This window comes from Kitasatospora sp. NPDC057015, assembly GCF_042673745.1.
Lineage (GTDB): Bacteria > Actinomycetota > Actinomycetes > Streptomycetales > Streptomycetaceae > Kitasatospora.
Genome location: NZ_JBHUSG010000035.1, coordinates 60,453 through 73,203 on the forward strand (window position 1 = coordinate 60,453; position 12,751 = coordinate 73,203).

The following is a 12,751-nucleotide window of genomic DNA, read 5'->3' on the forward strand; positions in this document are numbered from 1 at the left end:
TGCCGCAAGGGACCCGCGACCGACGTGTTCGACACTCTTTCCGATCGCCTCGCAGCGACGTTCAAGAACCTCCGGGGCAAGGGCCGCCTCAGTGAGGCGGACATCGACGCCACCGCCCGCGAGATCCGGATCGCGCTGCTCGAAGCGGATGTCGCACTCCCCGTGGTGCGGGCCTTCATCAAGCAGGTCAAGGACCGCGCGCTGGGCGCCGAGGTCTCCGGTGCGCTCAACCCGGCCCAGCAGATCATCAAGATCGTCAACGAGGAGCTCATCAACATCCTCGGCGGCGAGACCCGACGGGTCCGGTACGCCAAGACCGGTCCGACGGTGATCATGCTCGCCGGTCTGCAGGGTGCGGGCAAGACCACCCTCGCGGGCAAGCTCGGCCACTGGCTGAAGTCGCAGAAGCACACGCCGCTGCTGGTCGCCTGCGACCTCCAGCGCCCCAACGCCGTGAACCAGCTGAGCGTCGTCGCCGAGCGCGCGGGCGTGGCGATCTACGCGCCCGAGCCGGGCAACGGCGTCGGCGACCCGGTCAAGGTCGCCCGCGACTCGATCGAGTACGCCAAGCAGAAGCAGTACGACGTCGTCATCGTCGACACCGCCGGCCGCCTCGGCATCGACGCCGAGCTGATGCAGCAGGCCGCCGACATCCGGGCCGCGGTCAACCCCGACGAGGTCCTCTTCGTCGTCGACGCGATGATCGGCCAGGACGCGGTCACCACCGCCCAGGCCTTCCTCGACGGCGTCGACTTCACCGGTGTGGTGCTGTCCAAGCTCGACGGCGACGCCCGAGGCGGTGCCGCGCTGTCGGTGGCGCACGTCACCGGTCGGCAGATCATGTTCGCCTCCAACGGCGAGAAGGTCGACGACTTCGACGCCTTCCACCCGGACCGGATGGCCTCGCGCATCCTCGGCATGGGCGACATGCTCAGCCTGATCGAGAAGGCCGAGCAGACCTTCTCGCAGGCCGAGGCGGAGAAGATCGCCTCCAAGCTGCAGGGCGGCGGCAAGGACTTCACGCTCGACGACTTCCTGTCGCAGCTGGAGCAGGTCCAGAAGATGGGCTCGATCTCCAAGCTGCTCGGCATGCTGCCGGGCATGGGCCAGATCCGCGACCAGATCAACAACATCGACGACAAGGACGTCAACCGCGTCGGCGCGATCATCAAGTCGATGACGCCGGCCGAGCGGACCGACCCCAAGCTCATCAACGGCTCGCGCCGGCTGCGCATCGCCAAGGGTTCGGGCGTCGGCGTGGGCGAGGTCAACAACCTGGTCGAGCGCTTCTTCGAGGCCCGCAAGATGATGTCCGCGATGGCCTCCGGCAAGGGCATCCCCGGAATGCCGGGCATCCCGGGCATGGGCGGCGGCAAGAAGTCCGCGAAGAAGGCCCCGGCGGCCAAGGGCCGCAAGAAGTCCGGCAACCCGCTGAAGCGCGCGCAGGAGGAGCAGGCCGCCGCCGAGCGCCGGGCCCTGGGCCCCGGCGCGCCCGGGCAGCAGGCGCCGGCCCAGGGCGGGGCGTTCGGGCTCGGCGCGGGCAAGGGCCCGTCCGACTTCGAGCTCCCGAAGGAGTTCAAGGACCTCCTCTGACCCTCCCCGGTCCCCGAGTCCTCGGGTACGGCCCGCCCCCGGCAGACCCGGGTGGCGGGCCGTACGCGTGCCCGAGGGTGTGACCGATGATGGTGGGGTGCGAGTGACGATCCGGGCCCCGAGGCCCGCAGACGTGGAGCAGTACGCCGAGACCGTGCGGCGCTCGGCGGACCACATCGGCCGCTGGAACCCGGTCGAGCCGGACGGACTGCCCGAGCTGCTGGGGCGCCAGGGGTCCGGCCTGCGGACCTACCTGATCATCGACCGCGAGACCGGCGGGCTGGTCGGCAAGTGCAACGTCGCGAACATCGTGATGGGCCGGTTCTGCAACGGGGCGCTCGGCTACGACGCGTACCTGCCCTTCGCCGGCACCGGCCGGATGACCGAGGGCATGCTGCTCGTCGTGGACCGCTGCTTCGCCCACCAGTCCGCGGGCGGTCTGGGACTGCACCGGCTGGAGATCAACGTGCAGCCGGAGAACGAGCGCTCGATCGCGCTGGCCCGGCGGCTGGGCTTCCGGCACGAGGGCTTCACGCCCCGGATGCTCTACCTCGGCGGTGCCTGGCGGGACCACGAGCGGTTCGCCATGACGTCCGAGGAGTGGCCGGGACCGCCCGGGCGCTGACCCGGCCGCTCCGCGCCGTCGCACCCCGACCCGGAGCGTCGCCGAGGGGGCGCACGCGAAACCGTGTGCGCCCCCTCGACGCCGCCGGGGCGGCCGGGTCAGCGGACCCGTTCCGCGACCACGTACCGGAAGACGTTGGCCATCCGCACCGCGCCGCCCGGGAGCAGGTACGGGTGCAGGGTCTCCTCCAGCTCCTTCGCCACCAGCGACCCGCCGGAGAACTCCACCGCCGCGTCGTACAGACCGGTGGAGAGCAGCCCGCGGACGGCGCTGTCCAGGTCCGCGTAGGCGAACGGGCAGGAGACCCGGCCACTGCCGGCCGGCCGGAGGCCGGTCCCGGCCAGCAGGTCCTCCAGACCGCCGGGGGAGCTCAGCGCGAACGGGTCGCGGGCGCTGGTGCGCCCCGCCCGGCGCCGCGCCACGTCCAGGACGGCCGCGCTCTCGCAGCGCTCCGGCGGGCCCCAGGCCGCCAGCACCACCTGGCCGCCGACGAGCGTGTGCCCGGCCGCCTCGACCACCACCCGGCCGGGATCGGCGGCCCCGGGCAGCTGCTCGAAAACCGTGACCAGCGAGTAGGCCGTGCGGGGGACGTCGTCCTCCGGCGTGCCCGGCCGCCCGGCCGCCCCGACCCGTAGCCGGCGGTCCTGGGCGAGCCGGCGCAGCTCCGCCTCCGGCTCCTGCCCGGCGACCTGTGCACCCCGGCCGGCGGCGAGCAGCAGCGCCAGCCCCGACCGGCAGCCGAGCCCGAGCACGCTGGTGGCCGGGCCGACCTCCAGACGGTCGTAGACCGCCTCGTAGAGCGGTACGAGCATCCGTTCCTGGATCTCGGCCCAGTCCCGGGCCCGGCCCGGACCCGGTCCGTGGGCCGCCCTGTGGTCCTCCGCCCGCGTGTGAACTGAGGTTGTGCCGGTCGCCTGCGCTGAAGCCATCGCGGCCTCCCATCCGGTCCTTCGGTGTCCTGTCCGTGGCTCCCCCAAAGTCCCGCCCCACTCCAGCGAACAGCGGCTCGGGCGCGGCGTCCAGAGGGGTGCGGGGTGGTATCCGCGCGCCGTGGTGGTGCGCCCCTCCCCGCGCGCCGGTGAACAGATTCGAAGTCGGGGGCCTACTCCCCGTACCATTCGCCCCATGGCAAAGGCACCCGTTCTCACCCCCCAGGCGGACGACTTCCCGCGCTGGTACCAGGACCTCATCAACAAGGCCGAGCTGGCCGACAACGGTCCGGTCCGCGGCACCATGGTCATCCGACCGTACGGCTACGGCCTGTGGGAGCGGATGCAGCAGGAGATGGACGCCCGCATCAAGAAGGCCGGCGCTCAGAACGCCTACTTCCCGATGTTCATCCCGCAGTCGTACCTGACCAAGGAAGCCGAGCACGTCGAGGGCTTCGCCCCCGAGCTCGCGGTGGTCACCCACGGCGGCGGCAAGGAGCTGGAGGAGCCGGTCGTCGTCCGGCCCACCTCCGAGACGATCATCAACGAGTACTTCTCCAAGTGGGTGCAGAGCCACCGCGACCTGCCCCTGCTGATCAACCAGTGGGCCAACGTGGTCCGCTGGGAGCTGCGTCCGCGCGTCTTCCTCCGCACCACCGAGTTCCTCTGGCAGGAGGGCCACACGGCCCACGCCACCTACGAGGACGCGCGCCAGTACGCCTCGCGCATCCACACCGAGGTCTACGCCGACTTCATGGTCAACGTGCTCGGCATCGACGTCGTGCTCGGCCGCAAGACCGCCCGCGAGCGTTTCGCGGGCGCCATCAACACGCTCACCCTCGAAGGCATGATGGGTGACGGCAAGGCGCTGCAGATGGGCACCAGCCACGAGCTGGGCCAGAACTTCGCCAAGGCCTTCAACACCACCTACCAGCTGCAGGGTGCCGAGCGCGAGCACGTCTGGCAGACCTCCTGGGGCGTCTCGACCCGCATGGTCGGCGGCCTGATCATGTCGCACGGCGACGACAACGGCCTGCGCGTGCCGCCGCGACTCGCCGCCACCCAGGTCGTCGTCCTCGCCATCAAGGGCGACGACGCCGTGCTGGCCAAGGTCCGCGAGATCGGCGCGCAGCTGGAGGCCGCCGGCATCCGGGTGCTCGTCGACGACCGCACCGACACCCCGTTCGGCCGCCGCGCGGTGGACTGGGAGCTCAAGGGCGTACCGGTGCGCATCGAGGTCGGCCCGCGCGACCTGGAGGGCGGCACCGCGATGCTGGCCCGCCGGATCCCCGGCGGCAAGGAGCCGGTCGCCATCGACGCCCTGGCGTCGCTGCTGCCGGGCATCCTGGAGGAGGACCAGGCGCTGCTGCTGCGCCAGTCCCGCGAGCGCCGCGAGGCCCGCACGGTGGACGTCTCGACCATCGACGAGGCCGTCGAGGCCGCGGCCACCGGCTGGGGCCGGATCTCCTGGGCCGAGCTCGGCCCGGAGGGCGAGGCCAAGCTGGCCGAACAGGGCGTCTCGGTGCGCTGCATCATCGCCGCCGACGGCTCGGTCCCGCTGACGGATGACCAGGAAGGCAATATCGCGATCGTCGCGCGTGCCTACTGAATCGATTTCGTCCTAGTTACCGGACGGTTCACTTCCGCCCCGGAAGGCCCGGATCGGCGCGGTGGGGGCATCCGTCTCGCCGGCTGACATGCCTACTGACCGGTCAACTGCCGGTATTAACGGAATAGCGGTACGGTGTACGGCCCGTGGCCCTGTCAACTCGACGAGGGCCCCGGGCCGTACGTCTTGGGGCGACAGCCCGCCCCCGGGCGGAAGCGACGAGCCCGGCGAACTCCGACGGGCACATACTGCAGGGGGTTGGTCTTGCGTCAGATCCAGAGCGCGCAATTCGCGTGCTGTCACGCATTCCTGAGAGTTTCCTGGGAATTCCCGGAGAACGGGAACACGCGGAACATCGGCTCGCACTCCATCGTTGGTCTAGCGTGAGCACGACACAGCCCCTCGTCCTCGCGGCCGAACTGGCCGCCGCCTGGAGTGACATCCAGACCCACCACCAGGATCTCCCCGACCTGGCCTCTCCTGAGGCGCTGATCGGCGAATCCTCCTCGGCCTGTGGCACCCGGCTCGGATTCGAGCGGCTGCTTCACGAGGCCGCCCACGGCCTGGCCGCCGCCCGGGACATCCGGGACACCTCAAGGGCCGGGCGCTACCACAACCGGCGCTTCCTCCTCCTTGCCTCCGAGCTCGGCCTGGCGCACCCGGTGGAGCCGCACGCGAGCAGCGGCTTCTCCCAGGTCACCATGCTCAAGGAGACCCAGGAGCGGTACGCCGACACGATCGAGCGGCTCGACCGTGCGCTCGGTGCGCACCAGGAGGCCGTGGCCGGCGACGGCGCCTCGCGCGCCTTCCGCGGGCCCGCCGCCCGGCACGGTTCGTCCGGGGGCGGCGTCAGGGTCAAGGCGATCTGCGGCTGCGGCCGTAACGTCCGGGTCGTGCCGTCGGTGCTGGCGCAGGCTTCGATCGTCTGCGGCGCCTGCCAGCAGCCGTTCAAGATTGCGTAGTCAGGGGTCTGGTCGGCCGGGGCGGCTGCTCCCGGTCGACCAGACCTTCGTCCGCCCCCAGGCGGGCGAGCCCCCGGATCGGCTCCCGGACGACTGCCCGGGCGGATCCGGACATCCGTGCCGGTGAGTCGGAGCCCGCTGTGCGCCGCCCCTGTCCAGCCCCCGCCCGCGTCTGTGGGCGGCGCCGCGGCCCGCACCCGGTGTGCGGGGGGCACGGGGGATTGCGACGCCGTCGCGACGGCGGTCCGGCTCCGGTGATCGTCCGCCCCCTGGCGGGCCGACCTGCGCCGGTATGGCACAATTGACAGCTGAGTACTCGGCAGCCGAGCAGGACCCCTCTCTCCTACGGCTGGCGTGTCCCTTGAACGGCCGACCCCCGCAACCCCACGCGGAGGACGCGGCCGCTCACCCACGTCAACTCCAGGAGAATCCACTCCCGTGGCAGTCAAGATCAAGCTCAAGCGTCTCGGCAAGATTCGCGCCCCGCACTACCGCATCGTCGTCGCCGACGCCCGCACCAAGCGTGACGGTCGCGCGATCGAGGAGATCGGCATCTACCAGCCGACCTACGACCCCTCGAAGATCGAGGTCGACAGCGACCGCGCCCAGTACTGGCTGTCCGTCGGCGCCCAGCCGACCGAGCCGGTGCTCGCCATCCTCAAGCTGACCGGCGACTGGCAGAAGTACAAGGGCCTGCCGGCCCCGGCGCCGCTCAAGGTCGCCGAGCCCAAGGTCGAGGACTTCTCGCACCTGTTCGCGAAGGCCGTTGCCGGCTTCGAGGACAGCACCACCGGTGTTGCCATCACCCCGAAGGCGAAGAAGTCGGACAAGGCCGAGGCTGAGGCCGACGCCGCTTCCACCGAGGCCTGATCGTGATCGAGGACGCCCTCGATCACCTGGTGAAGGGCATCGTCGAGCACCCCGACGAGGTACAGGTGCGTTCGCGCAACCTGCGTCGGGGGAACACCATCGAGGTGCGGGTGCACCCCGATGACCTCGGCAAGGTGATCGGCCGTGGCGGCCGGACCGCGCGCGCTCTGCGCACCGTGGTCGGCGCCCTCGGCGGTCGCAACGTCCGGGTCGACCTCGTCGACGTGGACAGCATTCGCTGACTACGCCGCTCCGCGGAGCGTGCAGTCTGCTCGGGCCGGTCGGGACGCTTGTCGTCCCGACCGGCCTTCTTTTCGTCGGCCGGTCCGCTGTCCGGCACCCGGCCCGTACCGAACTCAGGAGAGCGATCACCGTGCAGCTCGTCGTCGGCAAGATCGGCCGCGCCCACGGCATCAAGGGGGACGTCAGCGTCGAGGTCCGTACGGACGAGCCGGAGCTCCGGCTCGGCCCCGGCGCCGTCGTGCTCACCGACCCGGCGTCGGCCGGCCCGCTGACCGTCGAATCCGGCAAGGTGCACAGCGGCCGGCTGCTGCTGCGCTTCGCGGGGGTCAACGACCGCAACGCGGCCGAGGCCCTCCGCGGAACCGTCCTGATCGCCGAGGTCGACCCGGAGGAGACCCCGGAGGACCCCGAGGAGTACTACGACCACCAGCTGATCGGCCTGGACGTGGTCCTGCTGGACGGCACCCCGGTGGGCGAGCTGACCGAGGTCGTCCACCTGCCCTACCAGGACCTGCTCACCGTCACCAAGGACGACGGCACGGAGGTCCTGGTGCCCTTCGTCACCAGGATCGTTCCGACCATCGACCTGGAGAACCAGCGGGTCGTCCTCGACCCGCCGCCCGGCCTGATCGACGCGGCGGACGCCGAGATCGCCCGTGGCGAGTCCGAGGAGGACGGCGCCGACGACGAAGGCGTTGCCGAGGGCGCGCCGGGAGCAGGCCAGAGCGACAGTGCCGAGGTGGATGGCGCCGGGGGCGACGAGCGCACCGAGGGTGAGGCATGAGCCGGCCGCTCGGGACGCAGGCAGCCACCGAGGGACTCGGGCTGCCCGGGGACGCCTCGCCGGTCGAAGCCGCCGAGCCGTCGGGGAAGCCGGCCGGAGCCGCCGAGCCGTTGGGGGAGCCGGCCGGAGCCGCCGAGCCGTCGGGGGAGGCAGCGCCGTCCGGGACGGGCGCTCCGACGCAGTCCGCCCAGCACGGGATGCGGATCGACGTCGTCACGATCTTCCCCGAGTACCTTGAGCCGCTGAACGTCTCCCTGGTGGGCAAGGCGCGCGCACGCGGTCAGCTCGACGTGCACGTGCACGACCTCCGCGGGTGGACCACCGACGTGCACCGCACGGTGGACGACACCCCGTACGGGGGCGGTCCCGGCATGGTGATGAAGCCCGAGCCGTGGGCCGCCGCCCTGGACTCGGTGCTGAACCAGGGGCCGGAGGGCACGGTGCCCACCCTGGTCGTGCCCACGCCCAGCGGGCGTCCGTTCACCCAGGAGCTGGCCCAGGAGCTCGCCGCCCGACCCTGGCTGGCCTTCGCTCCCGCCCGCTACGAGGGCATCGACCGGCGGGTGATCGAGGAGGCGGCCACCCGGATGCCGGTGGTGGAGGCCTCGATCGGCGACTACGTGCTGGCCGGCGGAGAGGTGGCCGTCCTGGTGATGGTCGAGGCCGTCGCCCGCCTCCTGCCCGGAGTGCTCGGCAACGCCGAGTCCCACCGGGACGACTCCTTCGCCCCCGGCGCGATGGCCGATCTCCTCGAAGGCCCGGTCTACACCAAGCCCGCCGAGTGGCGCGGACGCGTCGTGCCCGACGTACTGCTCAGCGGCAACCACGGCAGGATCGCCCGCTGGCGGCGTGAGCAGGCCTTCGCCAGGACCCTGGCCAACCGGCCCGACCTGGTCGCTCGCTGGCAGTACGGGGCCTTCGACAAGAAGGACCGCGAGGCGCTCAGCATCCTCGGCCTGGCCTGGGACGAGCGGCTCGGTCGATTTCGGTCCCTGACCGATGATGTGGAAGAATAGGCGGCTGTTGTCTGTCGCTGGGTTCCTCCCGTAGGGACCATGTGGACCGGTGCCCCCGCCACGGGGGGACCACCGCCAGCCGTGCGGCCCGCAACGCACCCCATTGTGACGAACTTCCGTAGGCGGCCCGTGGCGCCTGCGATGGAGAGCAAAATGAGCAACAAGCTCGCTGCTGTCGACGCGCCTTCGCTGCGCACCGACATCCCCGCGTTCCGCGCCGGTGACACCCTGAAGGTTCACGTCCGGGTCATCGAGGGCAACCGCTCCCGTGTCCAGATCTTCCAGGGCGTCGTCATCCGTCGCCACGGCTCCGGCGTCGGTGAGACCTTCACCGTCCGCAAGGTGAGCTTCAACGTCGGCGTGGAGCGCACCTTCCCGGTGCACACCCCGGTCGTCGAGAAGATCGAGGTCGTGACCCGCGGTGCGGTCCGCCGCGCCAAGCTGTACTACCTGCGTGACCTCCGCGGCAAGGCCGCGAAGATCAAGGAGAAGCGCGACCGCTGATCCCCTGCCCGTCTCCGCCTGGCGGAGCGGGTCGGGACGCTCGACGGGGTCCAAGGGCTGCACTGTAAGCTCAGCCCCCGATGAGCACGTACGAACCAATCGCGGACCGCGACGGCAGTCACGCACCCACGGGTGCGGACACGCCGTCGCGGTCCGCGGCTGTTTCCACCCCCGGGGCGAGTGGTGCCGCGGCCGGGTCCACGCGCACCTCCGACGCCTCCGCGGCCGCCGAGGGGGCAGCCGTCGCCGAGCCCGGGGACGAGCCTGACGGCGATTGCGTGCCCGTTCCCGTTCCCGTGACCGATGCCGAACCGGATTCCGGAGCGGAGCCCGGAGCCGGGAGCCGGGCAGCCGGCCCGACCGCAGGGCCCGGCGAGGGACAGGCGGGGCCCGGAGTTCGGGCGCAGTCGCAGTCGCAGTCGCAGTCGCAGTCGGAGCAGGGGGAGGGGCCGGCGGCCGACGAGGACGAAACGTCCGCCGAGCGCGGCGGGCGGTGGGCGCGTGACCTCCTCCTCCTGGCGGGCGTCTGCCTGCTGACACTGCTCCTGGTGAACGCTTTCGTCGCCCGACCGTTCGCAGTCCCTTCGGGGTCGATGGAGAACACGCTGTACCCGGGTGACCGGCTGGTGGCCAACAAGCTGGCCTACGCCTTCGGCGGGCACGTCGAGCGCGGCGATGTGGTGGTGTTCGACGGCACCGGATCGTTCCTTCCCCGGGCCTCCGGGGCCGACGGAGTCGGAGGAACCCTGCGGGGCCTCGGGCAGGAGCTCGGCCTCGCGCCGGCGGGCGACACGGTCTACGTCAAGCGCGTGATCGGCGTCGGCGGCGACAGGATCACGAGCCCCGGGCCGGACGGGCCGCTGAAGGTCAACGGTGTGCCGCTCGACGAGTCGGACTACCTTCGGCTCGGAGACGCACCGTCGAGCGTGGCGTTCGACATCGTGGTGCCCGCCGGCAAGCTCTGGGTGATGGGCGACCATCGCAGTGCCTCCCGCGACTCACGTGATCACCTCGGTGAGCCGGGCGGTGGCTTCGTCCCGGAGGACAAGGTGATCGGGCGCGCCGACTGGGTGGTGTTCCCGGTCGGCCACTGGACCAGCCTGGACCGGCCGGCGGCCTTCGCCGCGCTAGGGGGGACAGGTGGGCATGGGGACCAGGGGTAGAGGACGGGTCGCAACCCCCTCGTCCAGCCGTCCGAGCGCCCGTCCGGGTACGGCTTCGGCCACCACCGGGACAGGGCGCGGCCCGGGCGATGCCCTCGGCGTGGCGGGTGGTATCTCCGAGGGGGCGGCGAGAGGTGATCGGATCACGGCCGCCCCCGGGTCCGTCGGCGACACCCCGGCCGTCCCCTGGCGCGGGCGCGCGGATCGGCGCAAGAGCGCGCGGCGGGCCGCCCGTCGGCGTCGGCGCTCCGTCCTGCGCGAGTTCCCGCTGATCGTGATCGTGGCGCTGTTGGTGGCCTTGGTGATGAAGACCTTCCTGATCCAGGTCTTCGTGATTCCGTCCGGCTCGATGGAGCAGACCATCCAGATCGGTGACCGAGTGCTGGTGGACAAGCTCACGCCGTGGTTCGGCAGCGAGCCCTCACGCGGCGATGTGGTTGTCTTCAAGGATCCCGGCGGCTGGCTGGAGGGTGAGCACAAGCCCTCCACGGACGGGCCGGTCATGCGCGGGGTGAAGTCGGCCTTCACCTATGTCGGCCTGCTGCCCTCGGAGAACGAGCAGGACCTGATCAAGCGGGTCATCGGGGTGGGGGGTGACACGGTCGAGTGCTGCGACGAGCAGGGGCGGGTCAGCGTCAACGGCAGGGCCGTCGACGAGCCGTACCTCTCGCCGGGGAACCCGCCGTCCAGGCAGCCCTTCAAGGTGGAGGTCCCCGAGGGGCGGCTCTGGGTGATGGGCGACCACCGGGACGTCTCCGCGGACTCGCGTTTCCACATGGGGAACCCGGGTCAGGGCACCATCCCGCTGGCCGACGTGGTGGGCCGGGCCTTCGTGATCGCCTGGCCGATCCAGCGATTCCATCAACTGGACGAGCCCGCTTCACTCTCCTCGCTGCCGGCTCGGGCGGCGGCGCCCGGAGTCGTCCGCTACGAGATGGGCGTGTGGCCGCGACCGACGGAACCTCCGCTCGTTATGGGTGTGTTGGGCGTCCTTCCGCTCATTGCCCGCCGCCGCCCGACGGCTTCGGGCTAGAGCCGGCATGTGGCCGCCCGCGGAGCCCGGCGCGTGGGATCACGGGCCGGATGCCTTGGAGTGATAGAGAAGTGCTGGGCCCCGGTACGAAGTACCGGTTTCCCAACGGCCGCGTCTGCGTCAGGTGGGCTCCTTGCGGGCAGGCCTGAGGTGGATTGACGGTCGGATCGTGGTGAGCGTGGTGCCCGCTGTGCGGCACTGGTGAGAGCGGACGCACGAGCGTCCGCACAGCAGGGAGGAGATGTCGTGGGGGATTTGGTGATCGGCGCGCGTTCGGGCGCCGGAGAGCCCGAGGGCGCCGGCGGCCGGACGGCCCGGTCGGCCGAGTCCGCAGAGCCCTTGGGCTCTGTCGAGGACACCGCGGCACAGTCGGCCGAGGATCAGGGCAGTGGCATGGACGACATCCCAGCTGGAACCGCTGACGACGAGCGCTCGGCGGACAACCCGAGCACGGAACGCAAGCAGCGCTCGTTCTGGAAGGAGCTGCCGATCCTGATCGGGATCGCGCTGATCCTCGCTCTGGTGATCAAGACGTTCTTCGTCCAGGCGTTCTCCATCCCGTCCGAGTCCATGCAGAACACGCTGCAGGTCGGCGATCGCGTTCTGGTGGACAAGCTGACCCCGTGGTTCGGGTCCGAGCCCGAACGCGGTGAGGTCGTGGTCTTTCACGACCCGGGCGGTTGGCTGAACGACGAGCCCGCCCAGCAGAGCAACAACTCCTTCGTCAGGGGTCTCCAGGACGTCCTCAGCTTCGTCGGCCTGATGCCGTCGGCCAACGAGAAGGACCTGATCAAGCGGGTCATCGCCGTCGGCGGCGATACCGTCGAGTGCGAGGGCGAGGGGCCGGTCAAGGTCAACGGGATCGCGCTCGACGAGCCCTACGTCTTCCCGGGCAACACCCCCTGTGGGACGAAGCCCTTCGGTCCCGTCCACGTGCCCGACGGCCGGATCTGGGTCATGGGCGACCACCGGGCGGACTCCCTGGACTCGCGCTACCACATGGACCAGCCGGGTGGCGGCACCGTTCCGGTGAGCGACGTGGTGGGGCGGGCGTTCGTGGTCGCCTGGCCGCTCGACCGCTGGGCCACCCTGCCGGTGCCGGCGACCTTCGACCAGAAGGGCCTGGCGGCGGCGGAGCCGTTCGTTCCCCCGGTGGCCGGCACGCTCGGCGCGGTGGGGCTCTTTCCGCTGGTCCGCCGGATGAGGCGGAGGATCGGATCCTGAGCTGAGCCGCTTGGCTCCGCCGTGTGACATCCATCGTGATCGACTCCTTCCGGGCCGGTACGACTGTCCGGTGGATCTGGGTGCACGGGTGTTCGCCGGGTCTTGCGCGGGCCGTGGTACCGACGAGTAATCTGCTCGGACGTGCCACGGCCCGTCGACGTTCGCGCGCCGGTCCGGGGACGCCCCGCAGGTTCCC

The 12,751-nt window shown here is 71.3% G+C and carries 13 protein-coding genes; 12 read left to right on the forward strand and 1 reads right to left on the reverse strand.

Annotated features, from left to right (window positions below; all coding sequences use genetic code 11):
• Positions 1 to 24 precede the first annotated feature (24 nt).
• A complete protein-coding gene (ffh, locus tag ACFTWP_RS27745; protein WP_380267609.1) occupies positions 25 to 1,593 on the forward strand; it encodes a signal recognition particle protein in 1,569 nt (522 codons plus the stop codon).
• Positions 1,594 to 1,690: 97 nt separating this feature from the next.
• Complete coding sequence (locus ACFTWP_RS27750) at positions 1,691 to 2,218, forward strand: GNAT family N-acetyltransferase (protein ID WP_380267610.1); 528 nt, start codon at positions 1,691 to 1,693, stop codon at positions 2,216 to 2,218.
• A 98-nt stretch (positions 2,219 to 2,316) separates the two neighbouring features.
• Here ACFTWP_RS27750 and ACFTWP_RS27755 read toward each other — a convergent pair whose 3' ends face one another.
• Complete coding sequence (locus tag ACFTWP_RS27755; RefSeq protein WP_380267611.1) at positions 2,317 to 3,147, reverse strand: class I SAM-dependent methyltransferase; 831 nt, start codon at positions 3,145 to 3,147, stop codon at positions 2,317 to 2,319.
• Between the two features lie 196 nt (positions 3,148 to 3,343).
• On the opposite strand from ACFTWP_RS27755, the gene proS reads away from it, so the two are divergent.
• The 10 genes from proS to lepB (ACFTWP_RS27805) all read left to right on the forward strand — a co-directional run bounded on the left by proS (position 3,344) and on the right by lepB (ACFTWP_RS27805) (position 12,555).
• Entirely contained in the window at positions 3,344 to 4,756 is a 1,413-nt protein-coding gene (gene proS, locus ACFTWP_RS27760) for a proline--tRNA ligase (RefSeq protein ID WP_380267612.1), read from the forward strand.
• Between the two features lie 383 nt (positions 4,757 to 5,139).
• Complete coding sequence (locus ACFTWP_RS27765; RefSeq protein WP_380267613.1) at positions 5,140 to 5,718, forward strand: hypothetical protein; 579 nt, start codon at positions 5,140 to 5,142, stop codon at positions 5,716 to 5,718.
• Positions 5,719 to 6,156: 438 nt separating this feature from the next.
• Positions 6,157 to 6,588: a 30S ribosomal protein S16 gene (gene rpsP / locus ACFTWP_RS27770; RefSeq protein WP_380267614.1), complete on the forward strand. Its 432-nt coding sequence runs from the start codon at positions 6,157 to 6,159 to the stop codon at positions 6,586 to 6,588.
• 2 nt (positions 6,589 to 6,590) lie between these two features.
• A complete protein-coding gene (locus tag ACFTWP_RS27775) occupies positions 6,591 to 6,830 on the forward strand; it encodes an RNA-binding protein (RefSeq protein WP_030306741.1) in 240 nt (79 codons plus the stop codon).
• 131 nt (positions 6,831 to 6,961) lie between these two features.
• Entirely contained in the window at positions 6,962 to 7,615 is a 654-nt protein-coding gene (gene rimM / locus ACFTWP_RS27780) for a ribosome maturation factor RimM (protein WP_380267615.1), read from the forward strand.
• A gap of 197 nt (positions 7,616 to 7,812) precedes the next feature.
• Positions 7,813 to 8,631 (forward strand): tRNA (guanosine(37)-N1)-methyltransferase TrmD, encoded by an 819-nt coding sequence (gene trmD, locus ACFTWP_RS27785; protein ID WP_380267647.1) that lies wholly within the window; start codon positions 7,813 to 7,815, stop codon positions 8,629 to 8,631.
• Between the two features lie 153 nt (positions 8,632 to 8,784).
• The gene (gene rplS, locus ACFTWP_RS27790) at positions 8,785 to 9,135 is read left to right on the forward strand and encodes a 50S ribosomal protein L19 (protein ID WP_380267616.1); all 351 of its coding nucleotides are present in this window, start codon (positions 8,785 to 8,787) and stop codon (positions 9,133 to 9,135) included.
• Positions 9,136 to 9,683: 548 nt separating this feature from the next.
• Entirely contained in the window at positions 9,684 to 10,298 is a 615-nt protein-coding gene (lepB, locus tag ACFTWP_RS27795; protein WP_380267618.1) for a signal peptidase I, read from the forward strand.
• Positions 10,299 to 10,398: 100 nt separating this feature from the next.
• Positions 10,399 to 11,331, forward strand: a complete 933-nt coding sequence (lepB, locus tag ACFTWP_RS27800) for a signal peptidase I (RefSeq protein ID WP_380267619.1) — start codon at positions 10,399 to 10,401, stop codon at positions 11,329 to 11,331.
• 246 nt (positions 11,332 to 11,577) lie between these two features.
• Positions 11,578 to 12,555 (forward strand): signal peptidase I, encoded by a 978-nt coding sequence (gene lepB, locus ACFTWP_RS27805; protein WP_380267620.1) that lies wholly within the window; start codon positions 11,578 to 11,580, stop codon positions 12,553 to 12,555.
• Positions 12,556 to 12,751: the final 196 nt, after the last annotated feature.